General features: G+C 67.7%; 22 protein-coding genes (1 of these 22 only partly in view). 8 read left to right on the top strand and 14 right to left on the bottom strand.

Annotated features, from left to right (window positions below; translation table 11 throughout):
- Window positions 1-31: 31 nt before the first annotated feature.
- Entirely contained in the window at window positions 32-2,431 is a 2,400-nt protein-coding gene (locus tag RALTA_RS13550) for an FUSC family protein (RefSeq protein WP_012354003.1), read from the top strand.
- Between the two features lie 67 nt (window positions 2,432-2,498).
- Here RALTA_RS13550 and RALTA_RS13545 read toward each other — a convergent pair whose 3' ends face one another.
- Together RALTA_RS13545 and RALTA_RS13540 are read right to left on the bottom strand one after the other, a co-directional pair.
- Window positions 2,499-3,830, bottom strand: coding sequence for an ABC transporter ATP-binding protein (locus RALTA_RS13545; RefSeq protein WP_012354002.1), 1,332 nt, complete (start codon window positions 3,828-3,830; stop codon window positions 2,499-2,501).
- A 15-nt stretch (window positions 3,831-3,845) separates the two neighbouring features.
- Window positions 3,846-5,600: an ABC transporter permease gene (locus RALTA_RS13540; RefSeq protein ID WP_012354001.1), complete on the bottom strand. Its 1,755-nt coding sequence runs from the start codon at window positions 5,598-5,600 to the stop codon at window positions 3,846-3,848.
- Between the two features lie 305 nt (window positions 5,601-5,905).
- Here RALTA_RS13540 and RALTA_RS13535 point away from each other — a divergent pair, with 305 nt between their 5' ends.
- Window positions 5,906-6,184 (top strand): acylphosphatase, encoded by a 279-nt coding sequence (locus RALTA_RS13535; RefSeq protein ID WP_012354000.1) that lies wholly within the window; start codon window positions 5,906-5,908, stop codon window positions 6,182-6,184.
- Window positions 6,185-6,196: 12 nt separating this feature from the next.
- On the opposite strand, the gene RALTA_RS13530 is transcribed toward RALTA_RS13535, so the two are convergent.
- The 8 genes from RALTA_RS13530 to rpe form a co-directional block, all read right to left on the bottom strand.
- The gene (locus RALTA_RS13530) at window positions 6,197-6,970 is read right to left on the bottom strand and encodes a uracil-DNA glycosylase (RefSeq protein ID WP_012353999.1); all 774 of its coding nucleotides are present in this window, start codon (window positions 6,968-6,970) and stop codon (window positions 6,197-6,199) included.
- 29 nt (window positions 6,971-6,999) lie between these two features.
- Window positions 7,000-7,629, bottom strand: a complete 630-nt coding sequence (locus RALTA_RS13525; RefSeq protein ID WP_012353998.1) for a CYTH domain-containing protein — start codon at window positions 7,627-7,629, stop codon at window positions 7,000-7,002.
- A gap of 11 nt (window positions 7,630-7,640) precedes the next feature.
- Entirely contained in the window at window positions 7,641-8,444 is an 804-nt protein-coding gene (gene trpC / locus RALTA_RS13520) for an indole-3-glycerol phosphate synthase TrpC (RefSeq protein ID WP_012353997.1), read from the bottom strand.
- Window positions 8,445-8,470: 26 nt separating this feature from the next.
- Window positions 8,471-9,499 (bottom strand): anthranilate phosphoribosyltransferase, encoded by a 1,029-nt coding sequence (gene trpD / locus RALTA_RS13515; protein WP_085960202.1) that lies wholly within the window; start codon window positions 9,497-9,499, stop codon window positions 8,471-8,473.
- A gap of 62 nt (window positions 9,500-9,561) precedes the next feature.
- Entirely contained in the window at window positions 9,562-10,131 is a 570-nt protein-coding gene (locus RALTA_RS13510) for an aminodeoxychorismate/anthranilate synthase component II (RefSeq protein WP_012353995.1), read from the bottom strand.
- Between the two features lie 20 nt (window positions 10,132-10,151).
- On the bottom strand, window positions 10,152-11,669 hold the full coding sequence (gene trpE / locus RALTA_RS13505) for an anthranilate synthase component I (protein WP_012353994.1): 1,518 nt from the start codon (window positions 11,667-11,669) through the stop codon (window positions 10,152-10,154).
- A 437-nt stretch (window positions 11,670-12,106) separates the two neighbouring features.
- Window positions 12,107-12,850 (bottom strand): phosphoglycolate phosphatase, encoded by a 744-nt coding sequence (gph, locus tag RALTA_RS13500; RefSeq protein WP_012353993.1) that lies wholly within the window; start codon window positions 12,848-12,850, stop codon window positions 12,107-12,109.
- Window positions 12,847-13,548 carry a ribulose-phosphate 3-epimerase gene (gene rpe, locus RALTA_RS13495; protein ID WP_012353992.1) on the bottom strand — a complete coding sequence of 234 codons (702 nt, stop codon included), beginning with the start codon at window positions 13,546-13,548 and terminating at the stop codon, window positions 12,847-12,849. The genes gph and rpe overlap by 4 nt, the downstream gene beginning before the upstream one ends.
- Before the next feature lie 257 nt (window positions 13,549-13,805).
- On the opposite strand from rpe, the gene apaG reads away from it, so the two are divergent.
- Complete coding sequence (apaG, locus tag RALTA_RS13490; RefSeq protein ID WP_012353991.1) at window positions 13,806-14,180, top strand: Co2+/Mg2+ efflux protein ApaG; 375 nt, start codon at window positions 13,806-13,808, stop codon at window positions 14,178-14,180.
- Between the two features lie 13 nt (window positions 14,181-14,193).
- Here apaG and RALTA_RS13485 read toward each other — a convergent pair whose 3' ends face one another.
- Window positions 14,194-14,409, bottom strand: coding sequence for a hypothetical protein (locus RALTA_RS13485; RefSeq protein WP_012353990.1), 216 nt, complete (start codon window positions 14,407-14,409; stop codon window positions 14,194-14,196).
- A gap of 124 nt (window positions 14,410-14,533) precedes the next feature.
- Between RALTA_RS13485 and mltA the strand changes: the two genes are divergently transcribed.
- Window positions 14,534-15,679, top strand: a complete 1,146-nt coding sequence (mltA, locus tag RALTA_RS13480) for a murein transglycosylase A (RefSeq protein ID WP_012353989.1) — start codon at window positions 14,534-14,536, stop codon at window positions 15,677-15,679.
- 73 nt (window positions 15,680-15,752) lie between these two features.
- Here mltA and paaK read toward each other — a convergent pair whose 3' ends face one another.
- The 3 genes from paaK to paaG are packed head-to-tail and all read right to left on the bottom strand — an operon-like array spanning window position 15,753 to window position 18,429.
- Window positions 15,753-17,057: a phenylacetate--CoA ligase PaaK gene (gene paaK, locus RALTA_RS13475; RefSeq protein WP_012353988.1), complete on the bottom strand. Its 1,305-nt coding sequence runs from the start codon at window positions 17,055-17,057 to the stop codon at window positions 15,753-15,755.
- A 51-nt stretch (window positions 17,058-17,108) separates the two neighbouring features.
- A complete protein-coding gene (gene paaI, locus RALTA_RS13470; RefSeq protein WP_012353987.1) occupies window positions 17,109-17,561 on the bottom strand; it encodes a hydroxyphenylacetyl-CoA thioesterase PaaI in 453 nt (150 codons plus the stop codon).
- A gap of 43 nt (window positions 17,562-17,604) precedes the next feature.
- The gene (gene paaG, locus RALTA_RS13465; RefSeq protein ID WP_012353986.1) at window positions 17,605-18,429 is read right to left on the bottom strand and encodes a 2-(1,2-epoxy-1,2-dihydrophenyl)acetyl-CoA isomerase PaaG; all 825 of its coding nucleotides are present in this window, start codon (window positions 18,427-18,429) and stop codon (window positions 17,605-17,607) included.
- 263 nt (window positions 18,430-18,692) lie between these two features.
- Here paaG and RALTA_RS13460 point away from each other — a divergent pair, with 263 nt between their 5' ends.
- From RALTA_RS13460 to RALTA_RS13445, 4 genes are all read left to right on the top strand, one after another.
- Window positions 18,693-19,484: an amino acid ABC transporter substrate-binding protein gene (locus tag RALTA_RS13460; RefSeq protein ID WP_012353985.1), complete on the top strand. Its 792-nt coding sequence runs from the start codon at window positions 18,693-18,695 to the stop codon at window positions 19,482-19,484.
- Between the two features lie 106 nt (window positions 19,485-19,590).
- Window positions 19,591-20,244 carry an amino acid ABC transporter permease gene (locus RALTA_RS13455; RefSeq protein ID WP_012353984.1) on the top strand — a complete coding sequence of 218 codons (654 nt, stop codon included), beginning with the start codon at window positions 19,591-19,593 and terminating at the stop codon, window positions 20,242-20,244.
- A gap of 37 nt (window positions 20,245-20,281) precedes the next feature.
- Window positions 20,282-21,034, top strand: coding sequence for an amino acid ABC transporter ATP-binding protein (locus RALTA_RS13450; protein ID WP_012353983.1), 753 nt, complete (start codon window positions 20,282-20,284; stop codon window positions 21,032-21,034).
- Window positions 21,035-21,121: 87 nt separating this feature from the next.
- Window positions 21,122-21,526 carry the 5' portion of an enoyl-CoA hydratase gene (locus RALTA_RS13445; RefSeq protein WP_012353982.1) on the top strand. 372 nt of this gene lie beyond the right edge of the window, so the window shows 405 of its 777 coding nt (coding positions 1-405); it begins with the start codon at window positions 21,122-21,124; its stop codon lies off the right edge, out of view.

Genomic DNA, 21,526 nt, shown 5'->3' with positions numbered 1-21,526 from the left:
CACCGCCACCGCAGTCCAACGCCCCCGCTGCATGCAATACGCGCACGACCCCCGCACCTTCCTGTATTCGCACTATGTGTACCGGGGGCTGCGCTCGGCCACGGGCGTGATCGGCGCGACGCTGATCGCGCTGCATTTCAGCGACCTGCCCACCGCGATGGTGGTGTCGATGGGCGCGCTGTGCACCAGCCTGATGGACCTGCCCAGCCCGCTGAACCACAAGTTCAACGAGATGCTGGCCAGCGTGCTGCTGTGCAGCGTGGTCACGCTGGTGGTGGCGCTGGCCACGCCGTTTCCGCGCGTGATGCCGTTCCTGCTGGTGCTGGTGACGTTCATGGCCGGCATGATGACGGTGTACGGCAACAAGACGCTGCCGCTGCAGTTCGCCGCGCTGTTCGTGATGACGCTCACGATCAATGAAGACTTCCTCGTGCGGCGTGCGCTGGAACATGCGGCACTGTTCAGCATCGGCGCGGTCGCCTATCTCGGTTACGCGATGCTGGTGAGCTGGGTCACCGAGCGCCGCACCCGGCAGCAGGTGCTGGCCGAATCGCTGTACGAGCTGGCGGGCTACCTCGAAATCAAGGCCGGCTTCTACGACGCCGGCAATGACTTCGAGGCGCAGTTCAACCAGCTGGTGCGCCAGCAGATCGTGGTGGCCGAGCGCCAGCAGGCCGCGCGCGACCTGGTGCTGCGCGGCAACCGCACCCCGCACGATGGGCTGCTGGTGCAGGTGCACCTGCGCATGCTCGACCTGTACGAGTACATCCTGTCGACCAACACCGACTATCCGATGCTGCGCCAGACCTTCGCCGGCACGCCGGTGCTGGACCACCTGCGCGGGCTGGTGATGCAGATGTGCAAGGACGTGGAAGAGATCGCCTACGAAGTCACGCGCGGGCGTGGCTCGTACGCCACGGTGGAATACCGCCCGGGACTGCGCGCGGTCGAGGCCGAGATCGCGCAGTTGCGCCACCACCATATCAACCCGGCGGCGATGACGGCGCTGGTCGAGACGCTCGACATGATGCGCGGCGCGATCACGCTGATCGGCCAGCTGCACGAGGCCTCGCGCACCCCGGTGGAACCGGCCAAGGTGCTGCCCGGCTCGGACATGACACCGTTCCTGACGCGCCAGAAGTACGAGCTGAGCGTGCTGCGCGACAACCTGAAGTGGAGCTCGCCGGCATTCCGCTTTGCGCTGCGGGTGTCGATGGCGGTGGCGCTGGGACTGTGGATCGCCGAACGCCTGCCTTACGTGTCGCACAGCTACTGGATCCTGCTGACCATCATCGTCATCCTGAAGCCCAACTTCAGCATGACCAAGCAGCGCTACAACGACCGCGTGATCGGCACGCTGATCGGCTGCGTGGTGTCCGTCGCGATCCTGAAGGTGGTGCACCAGCCGCTGATCCTGTTGGGCGTGCTGTTCCTGTCGCTGGTGGCCAGCGCCGCCTTCGTCACCATCAAGTACCGCTACACCGCCATCGCCGCCTGCATCCAGGTGCTGATCCAGATCCACCTGCTGATGCCGGGGAGCCCCACCGTGGCGGGCGAGCGGCTGGTGGATACGGTGATCGGCGGCATCATCGCGTCGCTGTTCAGCTTTGTGCTGCCGAGCTGGGAGTACCGCGCCATCCCCAAGCTGGTGGAGGCCGTGCTGCAGGCCAACCGCCGCTATATCGCCGCGACGCGCGACCTGCTGCTGCGCCGGGCCAAGGATGACTTTGCCTACCGCGTGCAGCGCAAGCAGTTCATGGACAACCTGTCGGCGCTGATCTCGTCGTTCCAGCGCATGCTGGACGAGCCCAAGAGCCGGCACCGCGCGGTGGACAACCTGAACCGCTTCATCGTGCAGAACTACCTGGTCGCCGCGCACGTAGCCGCGGCGCGCATCCAGGTGCGCCAGCACTACGATGAGCTCGATATCCCGGCCGCCGAGGCCGCGATCGAACAGGCCACCGAGGCCGCCAGCCACAGCCTGCAGGTGGCCAGCGAGCGGCTGCACGCCGACGAGCGCGGCGGCGGCCGCGGTGCCGGCTTCATACGACGGGAAACCGTGGCGGCGGATGCCGGCAAGCCGGTTGCGGCTGGTGCCGAAGCGGCGGCCCAGGCGGCGGTTCAGGCGGCTCCTGAACAAGTCGTCGAAACCGTCACGCCCGAAGCGGCCGAAGTGGCCGAAGCCGCGGAAGACGCCGCCGCGGAACGCCGCGCCCGCCTGGCGGATTCCGCCGACAAGCGCCGCACCGACACCCTGGTGCAGGCCGCCGCGGCGGGCGAGTCGAGCGAACAGGCCGGGGCGACATCGAGCTCCACCGGCCGCCCCGCCAACGCGGTGCTGGAGCGCCGGCTGCGCGCGTTGCGCGAGGACGCGGCCAAGATTGCGCTGCGCACGGGCGCGATCGGGCGGGCGATGCGGGCGCGGTCGTAGGATCCGAAACCGATTTTTTTCTCCCCTCTCCCGCGCGCGCGGGAGAGGGAAGCAGCCCAGCGCGAAGTTAAATGCCGTGCCCGGCAGCCCCCTCGTCCTCCGGCAACGTCAGCATCCCGCTGTGATAGCTGTACTCGAAGATCTCCCCATACCGCCCCCATCCGATCGCCACGCTCAGCACGCGTTCGGCCTCGGCCGGCTTGAGGAACTGCTCCAGCTCTTCGAGCACTTGTTCCTCGCGGATCTCTCCCGCTTCGCTCGCCACCAGCTCGCGGCGCACATGCGCGGCCAGCGCGACGTTGGCGAGCAGTTGCCGGCCGAAGATCGCCTTGCGCTGCTGTGGCCCGGCGGCGTAGTAGGCGCGACCCGCGTCGGTGGCGGCGATGTCGCCGGCCTCGATCGACACCAGCTGCACCAGTTGCAGCGCTTCGCAGGCCGGCAGCAGCTCGTCGTCGGTCAGGCCGGCTTCGTCGGCCAGGTGGGGCAGGTCGGCGCGGCAGTGGAAGGGCGCCTCGCACAGCAGGTCGAGGATGGCTTCCATCTGGCTGATGTCGGCGTCCGGCAGCCGGTAGCCGATCTCGCGCGCGTGCGCCGGCACGCGCGCCTCGGCCGCCGGGGCCGTCATCAGCGCGTAGATCTGGTCGACCAGCGCGCGCACCTGCGCGCTGTCGCGGTTGCGCGGGCGCGGCAGCGCCACCGGCACTTCGGCGCGGATGCGGCCCGGGTCGCTCGACAGGATCACGATTCGGTCGGCCATCATCACCGCTTCTTCGATATTGTGCGAAACGATCAGGATTCCCTTGATATTGGCGCGCCCGCTTTCCCACAGCGCCAGCATCTCGTCGCGCAAGGTCTCGCCGGTCAGGACGTCCAGCGCCGAGAACGCTTCATCCATCAGCAGCAGGTCGGGCTCGGTCACCAGCGCGCGCGCGATGCCAACGCGCTGCCGCATGCCGCCTGACAGCTCGCGCGGCAGCGCGCTGTTGAAGCCCGCCAGGCCGATCATGTCGATCGCGGCCTCGGCGCGGCGCTCGCGCTCGGCCCGGGGCACGCCCTGCGCCTCGAGTCCCAGTTCCACGTTCTGCTGCACCGTCAGCCACGGAAACAGCGCGAAAGACTGGAACACCATGGCGATGCCCTCGGCGGTGCCGGCCAGGCGCTGGCCGCGGAAACGCACCTCGCCGCGGTCGGCACCGACCAGCCCAGCCATGATGCGCAGCAGCGTGGACTTGCCCGAGCCGGACTTGCCCAGCATGGCGACGATCTCGCCCTCGCGCAGGGTCAGGTCGACGCCCTCGAGCACGGCGCGGTCGCTCTGGCTGGCGGTGCGGAAGACCTTGCCGACGCCGCGCAGTTCAATCACCGCCGCGGCGGTGGGGGTTGCAATGTTCTCTGCCATCGTTGCCTTGGTGCCTTACAAGCGTGTGCGCTCCTGCGCGAGTTGGTACAGGCGGTTCCACAGCAGCCGGTTGAAGCCGACCACGAACAGCGCCATCACGACGATGCCCAGCGCAATGCGGGGGAAGTCGCCGCGCGCGGTGGTCTCGGCGATATAGCTGCCGAGGCCGGTGGCGACGATGGTGCGGTCGCCCCAGGTCACGTATTCAGACACGATGCTGGCGTTCCACGAGCCGCCCGCTGCAGTCACCAGGCCGGTCAGCAGGCTGGGGAACACCGCCGGAATCAGGAAGCGCTTCCACAACAGCCACCCGCGCAGGCCGAAGTTGCGCGCGGCAAGCCTCAGTTCCGTGGGGATGCCCGACGCCCCCGCGATCACGTTGAACAGGATGTACCACTGGGTGCCGAAGATCAGCAGCGGGCTTAGCCAGATCTCGGGATTCAGCCCGAAGCGCGCGATCAGCATTACCGCCAGCGGGAACATCAGGTTGGCCGGGAACGCGGCCAGGAACTGGGCGACGGGTTGCGCGATGCGCGCCAGGTCCGGGTTCAGGCCGATGCGGATGCCGATCGGCACCCACACCAGCGCCGCAAGCGCGATCAGCACGATCACCCGCACCATGGTCAGCGTGCCCAGCCACAGCACATGGACCACTTCGGACCAGCCCACCTCGCTGTGGACGAAATAGCCCACGCGCAGCAGCGCGGCCAGCGCGACCAGCACGATCGCCGTATCGCGCGCACGGCCCAGCCATCGCGCGCGGCGCGGATCGATCGGCCTGGCCGGCGCCGGCGCACGCCCGCGCGCGCCCCACGCCAGCGTGCGCGAGCCCAGCGCCGCGGCCTGCGCCAGCAAAGCCCCTGCCCACGCCGAGCGCCGCAGCAGGTCCAGCAGCCACGACTGCGGCAGCTTGTCCTGCGCCAGGGTCTCGAAGCGGAAGCGGTCGGCCCAGGCCACCAGCGGGCGGAACAGCAACTGGTCGTACAGCAGGATGCCCGCCAGCATTGCCACGATGGCCCAGCCGATCGCGGCCAGGTCCTGTTGCTGGATCGCCAGCGCGATATAGGAGCCGATGCCGGGCAGCCGGATATCGTGGCCCGATACCGAGATCGCCTCGGACGCGACCACGAAGAACCAGCCGCCGGACATCGACATCATCATGTTCCACAGCAGCCCCGGCATGGCGTACGGCACTTCCAGCCGCCAGAAGCGCTGCCACGGCGACAGCCGGAACATCGCCGCGGCCTCCAGCAAGTCGCCCGGGATGGTGCGGAACGACTGGTACAGGCTGAACGCCATGTTCCAGGCTTGCGAGGTGAAGATGGCAAAGATCGCCGCGCACTCCACGCCCGCCAGGTTGCCCGGAAACAGGGCGATGAACCCGGTCACGGTGATCGACAGGAAGCCCAGCACCGGGATCGACTGCAGGATGTCGAGCGCGGGCACGAGCACCTTTTCCGCGCTGCGGCTCTTGGACGCCAGCGCGGCGAAGGCCAGCGAGAACAGCAGCGACGCCGCCAGCGCGGCCAGCATGCGCACGCTGGTGCGCATCAGGTAGTAGGGCAGGTAGGCCACGTCCAGATGCACCGCCAGCGGCTGGTCGGGGCGGAACGGGACATTCATCTGCTGCGCGGCGAACGCGATCATCACGATCACCGCAAGGATGATCGGCAGCAGCGCCAGGTCGAAGCGGTTGGGCGGGGCGCGCAGCAGCTGGCTGTCAAAGCCCGGAGCGGGCTGGGCCGCGTTGCGGTCGGCGGGTGGCATCATGGACGCTTCTCGGGTGGATTCGAGCGAAAGGGCGTGCTTGTGGCCTGCCCGGGTTCAGTTCGCCAATCCATGGCTACTGTCATTCCCGCGTAGGCGGGAATCCAGCGTCTTTCATGCCCCGGGGACAAAGTCACTGGGTTCCCGCCTGCGCGGGAACGACCGTGGTGAGCTGAGCTTATTGGCGTATGCCGCCGGCTTCACCCCGTGCAGCGCGCACCCTTTGTAACGCCCGGCATGGCGGTCTAGTTTACTTGGTGTCGATGACAGAACGCGCACGCGTCGCGTGCGCTCACGGGAAAACGGCCATGAACAAGGCAACCTGGCGCCTGGTCGCGCATGGGCGCGTGCAGGGCGTGGGCTATCGCGCCGCCTGCGCCGACGCGGCGGATGATCTCGGCCTGGGCGGCTGGGTGCGCAACCGGGCCGACGGCACGGTCGAGGTGATGGCGCATGGCACGGTCAGGCAGCTGGAAGCGCTGCAGGCGTGGATGGAGACCGGCCCGCCGGCGGCGCAGGTGACGTTTGTCGAGGTCGGGCGCGGAGACGGTGAGTTCGCCGGCTTCGAACTCCGGCCGACGGTCTAGCGGCGCGGCCTGCTAGGCGGCGGTCCAGTCGACCGGCGTGCGGCCGTGGGCCTGCAGCCAGCGGTTGGCCTCGCGGAAGTGGCCGCAGCCGAGGAAGCCCCGGTGCGCCGACAACGGCGACGGGTGCGGCGCTTTCAGCACGCAGTGGCCCGCGCCCAGCAGCGGCTTCTTGGCCTGGGCATGGCTGCCCCACAGCATGAACACCAGGTTCGGCCGGCTTGCGGCGAGGTGCTGGATCAGGCAATCGGTGACCGCTTCCCAGCCGCGCCGCGCATGGCTGGCGGCCTGGCCCTGCTCGACGGTCAGCACGGTGTTGAGCAGCAGCACGCCCTGGCGCGCCCAACCTTCCAGGTTGCCGGAAGTGCGCGGCGGGCAGTTGCCGTCGGCGCCGAATTCCGCGGCGATTTCCTTGAAGATGTTGCGCAGGCTGGGCGGCACCTTGATGCCTTCGGGCACCGAGAAGGCGAGCCCGTGCGCCTGCGGCAGCTCCACCCCGCCGACCGTGCCGGTGCCGTGGTAGGGGTCCTGGCCCAGGATCACCACCTTGACCGCGTCGGGCGGCGTCAGGTGCAGCGCGTGGAAGACATGGTGCGGGAACACGGGCTTGCCGGCGGCGCGCTCGCCGTCGACAAAGGCGGCCAACTCGCGCCACGCCGGAACGGCGATGCAGGGCTCGAGCAAGGCGCGCCAGGCGGCGGGCAGGGCGTCGGCCTGGGCTTGCAGGCTGGCGGCGGGGGAGGGTTCGCCGGGGGCGCGTGGCGCCTCGGCAAATAGATCGGCTTGCATGCGGTAAATGCGCGGCGGGAAAACCGCGATTATGACGCCTTGCCCTCGGCGATTCCCGCCAGGCGGTAGCCGCGCGCGGCCTTGCTCAGGTCCGACGGCGCCAGCGCAGCCACGGCGGCAAGCCGTGCGGCGAAGGCACGCAGCGCATCCGCGGCGTGCGCGGCGTCGCCATCGAGCCATTCCAGCTCGAGTTCCTGGATGCGCTCCTGCGCGGCACTACTTGGCGCGCTGATGGTGCCGGTGTCGAGCGCGGCTTCGATGCGCGCGCCGTCCTGCGTGACGATCCAGGTGCGGCGGATGAAGTCGGTGCGGAATACCGGCGCCAGGCTGCCGATCAGCGGCGCCAGAACGGCTTGCGCCTCTGCGGGAAAGCTGTGCAGCTCGATGGCCTCGCCGGCGATGGCGGTCTCCCACTCATGCCGCGTGGCCAGGCCGCCCTGGCTGCTGCCGGCGGTCTTCAGCGTCTGCAGCCACTGCTCGCCCTTGCGGCGCAGGCGCAGCGCGGCGCGCGCCCGGGCCAGGTGACGCTCGGGTGTGTCGAGGTAGACGTTGAGCAGCGTGCCTTTGCCTTGCGGCTGGCCGTTGGCGTCGAGCCACGCGGCCAGCGGGGCCAGCGCGGCGTCGGGGACGGCGAGTTTGAGTTCGATTTCCTGGGGCATGGGGGAGGAAATCAACCAAACAACCGCGCCAGCTCCACCCCGGGTTCCTTCGCCCGCATGAAGGCCTCGCCCACCAGGAACGCGTGCACATTGGCATCGCGCATGCGCTTCACGTCCGCCGGCGCGAGGATGCCCGATTCGGTCACCACCAGCTTGTCGGCCGGAATATGCGGCAGCAGGTCCAGCGTGTTGTCCAGCGACACCTCGAAGGTGCGCAGGTTGCGGTTGTTTACGCCCAGCAGCGGCGTCTTCAGCCGCAGCGCGGCTTCCAGCTCATCGTCGCCGTGCACTTCCACCAGCACGTCCATGCCGAGTTCCAGCGCGCACGCTTCCAGCTCCGCCATCAGGCCATGGTCCAGCGCGGCGACGATCAGCAGGATGCAGTCGGCTCCCCAGGTGCGCGCTTCATAGACCTGGTACAGGTCGACCATGAAGTCCTTGCGCAGCGCCGGCAGCGGGCAGGCGCCGCGGGCGCGCTTCAGGTAGTCGGCGTGGCCCTGGAAGAAGTGCTCGTCGGTCAGTACCGACAGGCAGGCCGCGCCATGCGTGGCATAGCTCTCGGCGATGGCCTCGGGCAGGAACTGCTCGCGCAGCACGCCCTTGGACGGCGAGGCCTTCTTGATCTCGGCGATCACCGCGGCGTGGCCGGCCGCGATCTTGTCGCGCAGCGCGCGCTCGAAGCCGCGCGGCGCGAGGCCGGCCTCGCTGCGCAGGCTTTCGGCCTCGGCGCGCAGGCTGGGCAGGTCGCGCCGCTTGCGCGCGGCGGCGACTTCGTCGGCCTTGACGGCCAGGATCTTTTGCAGGATGTCGGACATGCGGCTATCTGGCGGAAATAAAGGGATCAGGCCTTGAACTGCTGCGTGGCCCGCACGAAGGCGTCGAGCTTCTGCCGTGCCGCGCCGCTGGCGATGGCCTCGCGCGCGCGGCGGATGCCGTCTTCGACCGAGTCCGCCACGTTGGCGGCGTACAGCGCGGTGCCGGCGTTCAGCGACACGATCTCGCGCGGCGTGCCCGGCGCGTTCGATAGCGCCTCGAGCAGCATTTCCTTCGATTCGGCAGCGTCGGCAACCTTGAGGCCGCGGTTGGAAATCATCGACAGGCCGAAGTCCTCGGGATGGATCTCGTACTCGCGCACTTCGCCGTCCTTCAGTTCGCCCACCAGCGTGGCGGCGCCGAGCGAGACCTCGTCCATGCCGTCCTTGCCGTACACCACGATGGCGTGCTGCGCGCCCAGGCGCTGCATCACCCGCACCTGGATGCCGACCAGGTCGGGGTGGAACACGCCCATCAGGATGTTGGGCGCATCGGCCGGGTTGGTCAGCGGCCCCAGGATATTGAAGATGGTCCGCACACCCATTTCCTTGCGGATCGGCGCGACGTTCTTCATCGCCGGGTGGTGCGTGGGCGCAAACATGAAGCCGATGCCGGTTTCTTCGATGCACTGGCCGACCTGCTCGGGGGTCAGCATGATGTTCACGCCCAGCGCCTCCAGCACGTCGGCGCTGCCGGACTTGGAGCTGACGCCGCGGTTGCCGTGCTTGGCGATCTTCGCGCCCGCGGCGGCGGCGACGAACATCGACGCGGTCGAGATATTGAACGTGTGCGAGCCATCGCCGCCGGTGCCGACGATATCGACGAAGTTCTCGCGGTCCTTCACCGCCACCTTGTTGGCGAACTCGCGCATCACCTGCGCGGCGGCGGAGATCTCGCCGATGGTTTCCTTCTTGACGCGCAGACCGGTCAGGATCGCGGCGGCCATCACCGGCGAGATCTGCGCCTGCATGATCTGCCGCATCAGGTGCAGCATCTCGTCATGGAAGATTTCGCGGTGCTCGATGCAGCGCGTCAGGGCTTCTTGCGGCGTGATCATGGCGTTCTCGTTGACAGTCTGGATGGCGTGGTGCGGGCTGGAAGGTGCGGAATCGAGCAGTCTCATCGCGGCGCCTTGACGAAGTTGGCCAGCATCGCATGGCCATGCTCGGACAGGATCGACTCGGGATGGAACTGTACGCCTTCGACGGCGAGCGTTTTGTGGCGCACGCCCATGATCTCGCCGTCCGGGGTCCAGGCGGTGATCTCCAGGCAATCGGGCAGGGTCTCGCGCTCGATCGCCAGCGAATGATAGCGCGTCACGTCGAAGTGCTTGGGCAGCCCGGCGAAGACGCCTTGCTGCGTGGTCTCGATAGTGCTGACCTTGCCGTGCATCACCTGCTTGGCCCGGATCACCTTGCCGCCGAAGGCTTCGCCGATGGCCTGGTGGCCCAGGCATACGCCCAGCATCGGGATCTTGCCGGCGAAGTGCTGCAGCGCCGCGACCGAGATGCCGGCCTCTTTCGGGCTGCACGGGCCGGGCGACACGCAGATGTGGTCGGGCTTCAGCGCCTCGATTTCCTCGATGGTGATCTCGTCGTTGCGATAGGTGCGCACGTCCACGCCCAGTTCGCCGAAGTACTGGACCAGGTTGTAGGTGAACGAATCGTAGTTGTCGATCATCAGCAGCATGGCGTCTGTCTCCTGTTCTCTCAGATGTCGGAGTCCAGGCCATCCTGGACCTGCTCGGCGGCGCGAATCACGGCGCGCGCCTTGGCCTCGGTTTCCCTCCATTCGGCTTCGGGATCCGAATCGGCAACGATGCCGGCGGCTGCCTGCACGTAGAGATTGCCGTCCTTGACGATGCCGGTGCGGATGGCGATGGCCAGGTCCATCTCGCCGCCGAACGACAGGTAGCCCACCGCGCCGCCATAGATGCCGCGCTTGCGCGGCTCGAGTTCGTCGATGATTTCCATCGCGTGGACCTTGGGCGCGCCCGACAGCGTGCCGGCCGGGAAGGTCGCGCGCAGCACGTCGAGGTTGCTCATGCCCTCGCGCAGCGTGCCTTCGACCGAGCTGACGATATGCTGCACATGCGAGTATTTCTCGATCACCATCTTGTCGGTGACCTTGACCGAGCCGGTCTCGGCGATGCGGCCGATATCGTTGCGCGCCAGGTCGATCAGCATCACATGCTCGGCGATCTCCTTGGGATCGTTGAGCAGCTCAGTGGCAAGCTGGGCGTCTTTTTCCGGTGTATTGCCGCGTGGGCGGGTGCCGGCCAGCGGGCGGATGGTGACGATGTGTTCGCTGCGGGTGTCACCATTGGTGCCGACCTTGCGCTCCTCCTGGCGCACCAGGATTTCCGGCGACGCGCCCACCACCTGGAAATCGCCGAAGTTGTAGAAGTACATGTACGGCGACGGATTCAGCGAGCGCAGCGCGCGGTACAGCGACAGCGGCGCGTCGCGGTACGGCTTGACCAGGCGCTGGCCGATCTGCACCTGCATCATGTCGCCGGCCATGATGTACTCCTTGGCCTTGTGCACGGCGGCCAGGTAGTCGGCCTTGGCGAATTCGCGGTAGACCTCGGTCTGCACCGACGGGCTGGTCACCGGCACGTCGACCGGCTGGCGCAGCTTCATGCGCAGCTCGCGCAGGCGCTGGCGCGCGCGGGAATAGGCTTCCGGCGTGGTCGGGTCGGCGTAGACGATCAGGTAGAGCTTGCCCGACAGGTTGTCGATCACCGCCAGCTCTTCGCACAGCAGCAGCTGGATGTCGGGCAGGTTCAGGTCGTCGGGCTTCTGCGTATTGGCGAGCTTCTTCTCGATATAGCGCACCGCGTCGTAGCCGAAGTAGCCGGCCAGGCCGCCGCAGAAGCGCGGCAGGCCGGGGCGCAGCGCCACCTTGAAGCGGCTCTCGAACTCGGCGATGAAATCGAGGGGATTGCCTTCGTGGGTTTCCGCCACCTTGCCGTCGGTCACCACTTCGGTGCGGTTGCCGTAGGCGCGCAGCAGCGTGCGCGCATGCAGGCCGATGAAGGAATAGCGGCCGAAGCGCTCGCCGCCGACCACCGATTCCAGCAGGAAAGTGTTGACCCCGCGCGTCTGCGACTGGGCCAGCTTCAGGTACAGCGACAGCGGCGTTTCCAGGTCGGCAAAGGCCTCGGCGATCAGCGGGATGCGGTTGTAGCCCTGGTCGGCCAGCGATTTGAATTCCAGTTCGGTCATGTCGGTCCTCTTGTTCGGCCCGCGCCGCGAGCGATGGTCAGGCGCGGTGCCGGATGTCGGCAGAGTTGGCTGGAGCGTATGGGAATCCCGCCCCGGTTGCGGACCGTGGTGCAGCAAGCTTGCGGACAAGGCTGCACACGGCCGGAAAGAGGGCGCGCGGCGCATTCTTGAGCTAAACGTAGCAGAGAAACAAGGCTACGCCGGCTCGGCGGGTTTGGGTGGTGATGCCCGGCATGGCTGGTCGCCTGGGCCGGATGTGGCGACGCCTTCGGATCGAAGGCGTGTCAGCAGACTCGCGAACGCACTTTACGCCTGTTGGGAGGCGCGCCAGCGACGCCAGGGCCAGGCCTGCCGATCACTGCCAGAAGAGATGCGTTTGCGGTTGAGAAACATTGAATGTTCAGGGATTTCAGTCGCGGCCGGTCTCGGAACCGGCCTCAGCGATGACCTGCCCGGTGTGCCGCAAACAGCGCTGCGGCGTGGGCAATGGTGTCGACTATACCATCGGCCTCGACGGCTTGTACAGGATTGCCATGGTTGTAGCCATAGGGCACCAGCAGCACGCCCATGCCCGCCGCGCGCGCCGCCTGGGCGTCGTTTTCCGAGTCGCCGAGGGCGGCCATCGCCGACGGATCGAGCCGGAACGCTTCCGCCACCTTGAGCAGCGGGAACGGGTCGGGCTTGCGCAGCTGGAACGCGTCGCCGCCGTAGACCAGCTCGAAATACGCCGCCAGCCCGGTCTTGGCCAGCAGCGGCTCGGTAAAGCTGTAGGGCTTGTTGGTCACGCACGCCAGCCGCAGCCCGGCCGCCTTCATTGCCGCCAGGCCTTCGCGCACGCCCGGGTAGACCTGCGAGAACTGCCCGTTGATGCGGATGTACTCGCGGTCGTAGAGCGCGTAGGCATCGGCAAAGAGGCTGTTGGCATGCAGCGGCGAGAAGCGCGCGTCGAGCACGCGCCGGATCAGGTTCTCCGAGCCCTTGCCGACGTAGCTGACGATCTCCTGCCCGGACATCGGCGCCACCGGTCCCAGGTTCGGGTGCTGGCGGCCCAGCGCCAGCAGCATGGCGTTGATCGAGGCGTGGAAGTCGCCTGCCGTATCGACCATGGTGCCGTCCAGGTCGACGATCACGCCTTCGATGCCGCTCCAGTCGGTGCGGCGCAGCGCCATGCCCGCCGTCATTGGCCGGCCTTGGCCAGTTCGCCGCGCAGCGCCGAGATGATGCCGCGGTAGCCCCCGTCGGCGTCGGGCTTGCCGAACACGGCCGAGCCGGCCACGAAGGTGTCGGCGCCGGCCCTGGCGATCTCGGCGATGTTGTCGACCTTCACGCCGCCGTCCACTTCCAGCAGGATGGTGCGGCCGGTGCGGGCGGTGTACGCGTCGATGCGCTGGCGCACGGCGCGCAGCTTGTTCAGCGTCTCGGGGATGAACGACTGGCCGCCGAAGCCCGGGTTGACCGACATCAGCAGGATCACGTCCAGCCGGTCCATCACGTGGTCCAGGTGGTGCAGCGGCGTGGCGGGGTTGAACACCAGGCCGGCCTGGCAGCCGTGATCCCGGATCAGCGCGAGCGAGCGGTCGACGTGTTCGCTGGCTTCCGGGTGGAAGGTGATGATGTTGGCGCCGGCCTTGGCAAAGTCCGGGATGATCCGGTCCACCGGGCGCACCATCAGGTGCACGTCGATGGGCGCGCTTACGTGGGGGCGGATCGCCTCGCACACCAGCGGGCCCACGGTCAGGTTCGGCACGTAATGGTTGTCCATCACGTCGAAGTGGATCCAGTCGGCGCCGGCCTCGGTCACGCGGCGGACTTCCTCGCCCAGGCGGGCAAAGTCGGCGGACAGGATGGAGGGGGCGATGCGGAAGGTGGGCTGGGTCATGGTGGCGGGCGGTGAATGCAGGGAATGCTGTTATCGCCGCTGGCGGCGGGCCGCGGGCGACGCCGCCAGGCCGCCAGGACCAACCGGGAGGCAAGGGCGGCCGGGGCCACGGCAGGCGGCACGGCGTTGAAAGACCGATATTCTACGCCCGCCCGGGGCGATCGCGGCCGGCCGCGCTCTTGCCCGTGTCGCGCCCATCCCGCACAATGCGGCTACCCCTTTCCCTGCCGGCCGCTCCCGCCGCCGGCCCTGCCCAAATGAGCGAGTACGCCTTCTCCGTGTCGGTACGCACCCAGTACCTGCCGGACCAGTCCGACCCCGAGCGCGGGCGCCATGCCTTCGCCTACACCATCACCATCCACAATACCGGCGAGGTCGCCGCACAGCTGATCTCGCGGCACTGGATCATCACGGACAGCGACAACGGCACGCAGGAAGTCGCGGGTCTTGGGGTGGTCGGCCACCAGCCGCTGCTCAAGCCGGGCGAGCATTTCGAGTACACCAGCTGGGCCACGATCTCGACCCCGGTGGGCTCGATGAAGGGCGAGTACTTCTGCGTGGCCGAGGACGGCCACCGCTTCGAGGTGCCGATTCCCGAGTTCGCGCTGGTGCTGCCGCGCATGCTGCACTGAACGCGCGGGGAACCTACGGGCGCGGTGCGCTGTCCTGATCTTGCGGCGGCGCTTGCGTGTCGCCCTGCGCCGGCCGGCGCGACGGGTGCTCCGACGGCGCGCGGGTGGGACGCGGGTGCTTTTTCGCCGTGCCCATGGTCCAGACCACGATAAAGATCAGCAGGAACAGCGCCACGCCGGCTTCCAGGGCGAACAGCAGCATGGGATGGGCTTCGAAGAACTTGCTCATGTCAGATGCAGCGCGGCCCGCGGGGGCGCAGGCGGTGGTTGGGGGATGACGCTGGCATTGTAGGGGCATTCCGCCGGAATGCGCCCCGCCGGCCGCGGCTTCCAGGACTTTGAACAATAGCAAGATGGCATACGCGGACGCTTTCCCGATTCCACAGGTTTCCCAGGTTTCCTCCCACCCGCAGCGCCGCCTGCGCGGCTGGCTTGCGCTGGCCGGCGCAGCGGTGCTGCTGGCCGGCTGCATGAGTGGCCCGCCGCCGCGCATCGAGACCACCCCGTCAGGCACCGCGCCGCCGACGGCGTCGCCGCAGAAGGGCCGGCTGCAGGCCGCCAGCTGGGCCGAGCTCGGCGGCTGGGCCCAGGACGATGTGCGCGCCGCCTGGCCGGCGCTGCAGCAAAGCTGCCAGGCGCTGAAGAAGCGGGCGGAATGGAGCCGCGCCTGCGCCGCGGGCATGATGGTCAATGCCGGCGACATCAACGCCATGCGCGCGTATTTCGAAAGCAACTTCCAGCCGTACCGCGTGGTCAACGGCGACGGCACCGACAGCGGCCTGATCACCGGCTACTACGAGCCCATCCTGCATGGCTCGCGCACGCGCCAGGGCAGGTTCCAGGTGCCGCTGTACCGCAAGCCGGCGCAGTTCGGCAACCGTGCGCTGCCGGCGCGCGCCGAGCTGCTGCAGAACCCGGCCATGCGCGGCAACGAGCTGGTCTGGGTCGACGACGCGGTCGAGGCCGCGTTCCTGCAGATCCAGGGCTCGGGCCGCATCCGCATGGCGGACGGCAGCATGATGCGCGTGGGCTTCGGCGGTACCAACGAGCAGCCGTTCCGCTCGTTCGGCAAGTGGCTGCTGGACCGCGGCGAGATTACCCCGGCGCAGGCCACCATGCAGGGCATCAAGGCGTGGGCGCGCGCCAATCCCGGCCGCGTCGAGGAGATGCTCAACGTCAATCCGCGCTTTGTCTTCTTCCGCGAACTGCCGCCGAGCAACGACGGCCCGGTGGGCGCGCTGGGCGTGCCGCTGACCGCGGAGCGCTCGATCGCGGTCGATCCGGCGACGATTCCGCTGGGCGTGCCGGTGTTCCTGTCGACCACGCGTCCGCTGTCGACCGAGCCGATCCAGCGCCTGATGTTCGCGCAGGATACCGGCAGCGCGATCAAGGGCGGCGTGCGCGCGGACTTCTTCTGGGGGGCCGGCGATGCCGCCGGCGAGACCGCCGGACGGATGAAGCAGGGCGGCAGGATGTGGGTGCTGATGCCGCGCAGTTGACGGCGACAGAACCAAGCCTACGAAGGTTTGCTTCCCTCTTCCACAATCGGGCGAGGGAAGCAAACCGGCGGATTCAGCGCCTGCGCTGGTCCACGATCCGCTTCGCCTTCCCCACCGACCGTTCGATTCCGCCCTCGGGCAGCACCTCGATCCCGGCGGTCACGCCGATGTAAGACTTGATCTCGTGCGCCAGCCGCTCGCGCGCGGGGTGTGCCAGCGCCGTGTCGCTGCCATGCGCGCATTCGACCCGCACCGTCAGCGTATCGAGGTGGCCTTCCCTGGCCAGCACGCACTGGTAATGCGGCGCCAGCTCGGCGTGCCGGAGGATCAGTTCCTCGATCTGCGACGGGAACACGTTGACGCCGCGCACGATCATCATGTCGTCGGTCCGGCCGGTGACTTTCTCCATGCGGCGAAATGCCGCGCGAGCCGTGCCCGGCAGCAGCCGGGTCAGGTCGCGCGTACGGTAGCGCACCACCGGCATCGCTTGCTTGGTCAGCGAGGTGAACACCAGTTCGCCGAACTCGCCGTCGGGCAGCACCGCGCCGGTGTCCGGGTCGATGATCTCCGGGTAGAAGTGGTCTTCCCAGATGGTCGGGCCGTCCTTGGTCTCGGCGCATTCGTTGGCCACGCCGGGTCCCATCACTTCCGACAGGCCATAGATGTCGACCGCCGAAATGCCCATGCGCTTCTCGATCGCCAGCCGCATCTCCGGCGTCCACGGCTCCGCGCCGAAGATGCCGACGCGCAGCGAGGTGCTGGCCGGGTCGATGCCCTGGCGCTCGAATTCATCGGCGATCGCCAGCATATAGCTGGGGGTCACCATGATCACTTCCGGCTTGAAGTCCTGGATCAGCTGCACCTGCCGCTCGGTCTGCCCGCCGCCGAACGGGATCGCGGTCAGGCCGGCCTTCTCGACCCCGTAGTGCGCGCCCAGTCCGCCGGTGAAGAGCCCGTAGCCATAGCTGATGTGCACCTTGTCGCCGCGCCGCGCACCCGAGGCGCGGATCGAGCGGGCCATCACCGTGGCCCAGTTGTCGATGTCCTGCAGCGTGTAGCCCACCACGGTGGGCTTGCCGGTGGTGCCGGACGAGGCATGGATGCGCGCGACCCGCTCCTGCGGCACTGCGAACATGCCGAACGGGTAGTTGTCGCGCAGATCCTGCTTGCTGGTGAACGGAAAGCGAGACAGGTCCGCCAGCGATTGCAGCTGGTCCGGATGCACGCCGGCCTCGTCGAACTTGCGCCGGTAGACCGGCGAATTGGCGTAGGCGTGGTGAAGCGACCATTTCAGGCGCTCCAGCTGCAACGCCTGCAGCTCGGCGCGGCTGGCGGTCTCGATCGGGTCCAGGGGCAGATCGGTCAGGCGCGTGCTCATGAGGTCTCCTGCACGGGGGGCGTTTGTCGTCAGTGTCTAGCCGGGCCTGGCTCAGGCGCCATCGGTGGCGTCGGGCGGCGGCACCACGTGTCCCTTGATCTGCGCGGACTTGCCGCGGAACATCGCCACCGCCTGGCCCGCCGCGTTGGTCACGCGGATATCGTAGATGCCGTGCCGGCCGGACAGCACCTGCTCGGTGGCCTCGGCGGTGAGCACGTCTTCGCCATGCACGGGCCGCAGGAACTCGATGCTGCAGCCGGCCGCCACGGTGTTGATGTTATGGCTGTTGCAGGCAAAAGCGAAGGCGGAATCGGCCAGCGTAAACATCAGGCCGCCATGGCAGATGCCGTGGCCGTTGAGGAATTCCTTGCGCACCGGCATGGTCAGCCGCGCATAGCCGGGGCGCACGGCCTGGACCGTAATGCCCAGCCAGCGGCTGCACGTGTCGGCTTCGTACATCGCGGCCGCGGCGGCTTCCGCGAGGGCCTGGGGGTCCTGTTTCAAGCTGGTCTCCTGTGTGTGGGGATGCGCGGGGCAAGCCCGCGCTCTACTTGCCGGTGAAGTGCGGGGCGCGCTTGGCGAGAAAGGCGTTGACCCCCTCCGCATAGTCGGCGGACTGGCCCAGCTCGCGCTGCAGGTCGCGTTCCAGGTCGAGCTGGGCGTCGAGCGTGGCGGTGGCGCTGGCATACATGGCGCGCTTGATCGCCGCCAGCGCGCGGGTCGGCTGGCCGGCCAGATGCGTGGCCAGGGCCAGGGCCTGTTCCGGCAGCAGCGGATCGTCCATGGTCTGCCAGACCAGGCCCCAGGCTTCGGCATCCTCGGCACTCAGGCGCTCGCCGGTCATGGCCAGGCCCAATGCGCGGGCCATGCCGATGCGCTGCGGCAGCAGCCAGGTGCCGCCCGAATCCGGCGCCAGCCCGATCTTGACAAAGGCCTGGATAAAGCTGGCGGAGCGCGCCGCCAGCACCATGTCGCAGGCCAGCGCCAGGTTGGCGCCGGCACCGGCGGCGGTGCCGTTGACGGCCGCCACCACCGGCAGCGGCAGGCCCTGGAGGCGGCGGATCAGCGGGTTGAACCAGGTATCGATCAGCTCGCCCAGGTCGGTCATATGCCCGGGAGTGAAATCCAGGTCGGCGAGGTCCTGGCCCGCGCAAAAGCCGCGGCCGGCGCCGGTCAGCAGCAGGGCGCGGGCGCCGCCGGCCTCGACGTGATCCAGGGCTTGCTGCAGCGCCTGGTGCATGGCGCGGGTGAAGCTGTTGAGCTTGTCAGGGCGATTGAGGGTGATGATGGCGACCCGGCCCCGCCATGCCAGCAGGATGGGACCGTTCTCGATGCTGACCGGCTGGCCAGCGGGCGTGGACGTCGGGGGCATTGTTGTCTCCTGCCGGATGGAACCGAGGACTCCAGGCTTGCGGTCGGTACGGGCTGACGCCTCTAAAATAAACCGACCAGTCGGTCGGCAAATGTTAGCATCAATTTTTGCCCGCGGGTAGGACGAGATTGGCGCGAATGCCGGCCGCAGCGCAATGCCGGCCCATGGCACCGCTCTATAATCGCGCTGCCAACAACAATCTGAAACCCGCCGGCCTGCGCGAGCGAAGCCCGGCGCGCTCTCCCCTCCGCATTGGAAATCCTATGAAGAAGTTCGCTGCATTGCTCCTGATCTCCTCCGTCGCGCTGTTCGCCGCCTGCGGCAAGAAAGAATCCGCGCCCGCGCCAGCTGCCGGCACGGATACGGCCACCCGGATCGTCGTGGGCCTGGACGACAATTTCCCGCCGATGGGTTTCCGCGATGCCAACAACGAGCTGGTCGGCTTCGATATCGATATGGCCAAGGAGGCCAGCCGCCGTCTCGGCATGACGGTCGAGTTCAAGCCGATCGACTGGAGCGCCAAGGAGGCGGAACTGAACGGCAAGCGCGTCGACGTGCTGTGGAACGGACTGACCATCACCGAAGAGCGCAAGAAGAACATCAGCTTTACCGCGCCGTACATGACCAACCACCAGATCGTGATCGTCGGCACCCAGTCGCCGGTGAAGGCCAAGGCCGACCTGGCCGGCCGCATCGTCGGCGCCCAGGACGGCAGCAGCGCGGTGGATGCCATCAAGAAGGAAAGCCAGATTGCCGCCAGCCTGAAGGAACTCAAGACCTTCGGCGACAACGTGACGGCGCTGATGGACCTGTCGGCAGGCCGCCTCGACGCGATCGTGGTCGATGAGGTGGTGGGCCGCTACCTGATCAGCAAGCGTGCCGGCGAATACCGCGTATTGGAAGAGAACTTCGGCACCGAGGATTACGGCGTCGGCGTGCGCAAGGATGACGCCGAGCTGCTCGGCAAGCTCGACAAGACGCTGGCGTCGATGAAGCAGGACGGCACCGCGGCGCGTATCGCCACCCAGTGGTTCGGCACCGACATCACCAAGTAATCCAGACCCTGCGCAACGCCCCTCGCGCTTCAGGCGAGGGGCGCGCCAACTCCGGACCCGTTCCCCGGGCTTCCCGGAGGCCTCACCTCCTTCTGTACGCGCGAGCATGGATTACGTCTTATCTCTTCTGCTGCCACTGGCGCAGGGTGCCAAAGTCACGCTGACGCTATTCGCCATCACGCTCGCCCTGTCGGTGCCGCTGGGGCTTGCGCTGGCACTGGCGCGCATTTCGTCATGGCCGCTGCTGAGCGGCCTGGTCAACGGCTATATCTGGCTGATGCGCGGCACGCCGCTGATGCTGCAGATGCTGTTCATCTATTTTGCGCTGCCGTTCGTGCCGGTCATCGGCGTGCGGCTGCCCGATTTTCCTGCGGCGGTGGTGGCCTTCGCGCTCAATTACGCCGCTTACTTCGCCGAAATCTTCCGCGCCGGGATCAAATCCGTCGACCGCGGCCAGTACGAGGCCAGCAAGGCGCTGGGCATGACGTACTTCCAGACCATGCGGCGGGTGGTGCTGCCGCAGATGGTCAGCCGCGTGCTGCCGCCGGTCAGCAACGAGACCATTACGCTGATCAAGGACACCTCGCTGATCTACGTGCTGGCGCTCAACGACATCCTGCGCACCGCGCGCGGCATCGTGCAGCGCGATTTCACCACCACGCCATTCCTCGTCGCCGCGCTGTTCTATCTGGTGATGACGCTGATTCTGACCTGGTTCTTCCAGAATCTCGAAAAACGCTATGCCAAACATGATGACTAGCCCGAACGGCGCCCCTTCCCACGATGCGCCCGGCGTCATGATCGCGGCACGGGATATCTTCAAGTCGTTCGGGCCGCTGGAGGTTTTGCGCGGCGTCTCGCTGACCTTGCGCAAGGGCGATGTCACCGCGGTGATCGGCCCGTCGGGGTCGGGCAAGAGCACCTTGCTGCGTTGCCTGAACCATCTCGAGGTGATCGACCGCGGCAGCCTTCACATCGAAGGCGAGATGCTGGCCGCCCCGGGCCCCGACGGCGCGGCCCGCTATGTGCCGGACGCGGACGTGCGTCGCATCTGCCGCAAGATGGGCATGGTGTTCCAGTCGTTCAACCTGTTTCCGCACATGACGGTGTTGCAGAACATCATCGAGGCGCCGGTGACGGTCAAGGGGCTGCGGCGCGATGCGGTGATCCCCAAGGCCGAGGAACTGCTGCGCAAGGTCGGCCTGCTGGCCAAGCGCGACAGCTACCCGGCACGGCTGTCCGGCGGCCAGAAGCAGCGGGTGGCGATTGCGCGCGCGCTGGCGATGGAACCCGACATCATGCTGTTCGACGAACCCACATCGGCGCTGGATCCCGAACTGACCGGCGAGGTGCTTCGCACCATGCGGCAGTTGGCGGAAGAACATATGACCATGCTCGTCGTCACCCATGAGATGGGGTTTGCCCGGGAAGTGGCCAACCATGTCGTCTTCATGGACGAGGGCAAGATTCTCGAGGAAGGGCCGCCGGGCGAAGTGTTCGGCGCGCCGGCCCACGCACGCACCCGCGAATTCCTGGCGCACATGCTCTAGCCGGCGCCGTCACGCCGCAACCGATGGCAGAATAGCCCGCAGCCGGTGGCGACCATGCCATCCGCCTGACCATACATAGGAGAAGACATGCCGTACGAGAACATCCTGGTCGAGACCCGCGGCCGCGTTGGCCTGGTCACGCTGAACCGCCCGAAGGCCCTGAATGCGCTCAATGACGCGTTGATGGATGAACTGGGCGCCGCGCTGACCGCGTTCGACCAGGATGAAGGGATCGGCGCCATCGTCATCACCGGCAGCGAGCGCGCCTTTGCCGCCGGCGCCGACATCGGCATGATGGCCAAGTACTCCTTCATGGATGTCTACAAGGGCGACTACATCACCCGCAACTGGGAAACCATCCGCAAGATCCGCAAGCCAGTCATCGCGGGCGTAGCCGGTTATGCGCTGGGCGGCGGCTGCGAACTGGCGATGATGTGCGACATCATCATCGCGGCGGATTCGGCGAAGTTCGGGCAGCCCGAGGTCAAGCTC

Source organism: Cupriavidus taiwanensis LMG 19424 (assembly GCF_000069785.1).
GTDB classification, from domain to species: Bacteria; Pseudomonadota; Gammaproteobacteria; order Burkholderiales; family Burkholderiaceae; genus Cupriavidus; species Cupriavidus taiwanensis.
The sequence above is the reverse complement of the archived record's forward strand: the minus strand, read 5'-3'. Positions and strand labels throughout refer to the sequence as shown.

Bases quoted from the DNA above. Each gene is read 5' to 3' on its own strand.
- RALTA_RS13550 (WP_012354003.1), top strand. From the start codon at position 32: ATGCAATACGCGCACGACCCCCGCACCTTCCTGTATTCGCACTATGTG.
- RALTA_RS13545 (WP_012354002.1), bottom strand. From the start codon at position 3,830: ATGGCAGAGAACATTGCAACCCCCACCGCCGCGGCGGTGATTGAACTG.
- RALTA_RS13540 (WP_012354001.1), bottom strand. From the start codon at position 5,600: ATGATGCCACCCGCCGACCGCAACGCGGCCCAGCCCGCTCCGGGCTTT.
- RALTA_RS13535 (WP_012354000.1), top strand. From the start codon at position 5,906: ATGAACAAGGCAACCTGGCGCCTGGTCGCGCATGGGCGCGTGCAGGGC.
- RALTA_RS13530 (WP_012353999.1), bottom strand. From the start codon at position 6,970: ATGCAAGCCGATCTATTTGCCGAGGCGCCACGCGCCCCCGGCGAACCC.
- RALTA_RS13525 (WP_012353998.1), bottom strand. From the start codon at position 7,629: ATGCCCCAGGAAATCGAACTCAAACTCGCCGTCCCCGACGCCGCGCTG.
- trpC (WP_012353997.1), bottom strand. From the start codon at position 8,444: ATGTCCGACATCCTGCAAAAGATCCTGGCCGTCAAGGCCGACGAAGTC.
- trpD (WP_085960202.1), bottom strand. From the start codon at position 9,499: ATGATCACGCCGCAAGAAGCCCTGACGCGCTGCATCGAGCACCGCGAA.
- RALTA_RS13510 (WP_012353995.1), bottom strand. From the start codon at position 10,131: ATGCTGCTGATGATCGACAACTACGATTCGTTCACCTACAACCTGGTC.
- trpE (WP_012353994.1), bottom strand. From the start codon at position 11,669: ATGACCGAACTGGAATTCAAATCGCTGGCCGACCAGGGCTACAACCGC.
- gph (WP_012353993.1), bottom strand. From the start codon at position 12,850: ATGACGGCGGGCATGGCGCTGCGCCGCACCGACTGGAGCGGCATCGAA.
- rpe (WP_012353992.1), bottom strand. From the start codon at position 13,548: ATGACCCAGCCCACCTTCCGCATCGCCCCCTCCATCCTGTCCGCCGAC.
- apaG (WP_012353991.1), top strand. From the start codon at position 13,806: ATGAGCGAGTACGCCTTCTCCGTGTCGGTACGCACCCAGTACCTGCCG.
- RALTA_RS13485 (WP_012353990.1), bottom strand. From the start codon at position 14,409: ATGAGCAAGTTCTTCGAAGCCCATCCCATGCTGCTGTTCGCCCTGGAA.
- mltA (WP_012353989.1), top strand. From the start codon at position 14,534: ATGGCATACGCGGACGCTTTCCCGATTCCACAGGTTTCCCAGGTTTCC.
- paaK (WP_012353988.1), bottom strand. From the start codon at position 17,057: ATGAGCACGCGCCTGACCGATCTGCCCCTGGACCCGATCGAGACCGCC.
- paaG (WP_012353986.1), bottom strand. From the start codon at position 18,429: ATGCCCCCGACGTCCACGCCCGCTGGCCAGCCGGTCAGCATCGAGAAC.
- RALTA_RS13460 (WP_012353985.1), top strand. From the start codon at position 18,693: ATGAAGAAGTTCGCTGCATTGCTCCTGATCTCCTCCGTCGCGCTGTTC.
- RALTA_RS13455 (WP_012353984.1), top strand. From the start codon at position 19,591: ATGGATTACGTCTTATCTCTTCTGCTGCCACTGGCGCAGGGTGCCAAA.
- RALTA_RS13450 (WP_012353983.1), top strand. From the start codon at position 20,282: ATGATCGCGGCACGGGATATCTTCAAGTCGTTCGGGCCGCTGGAGGTT.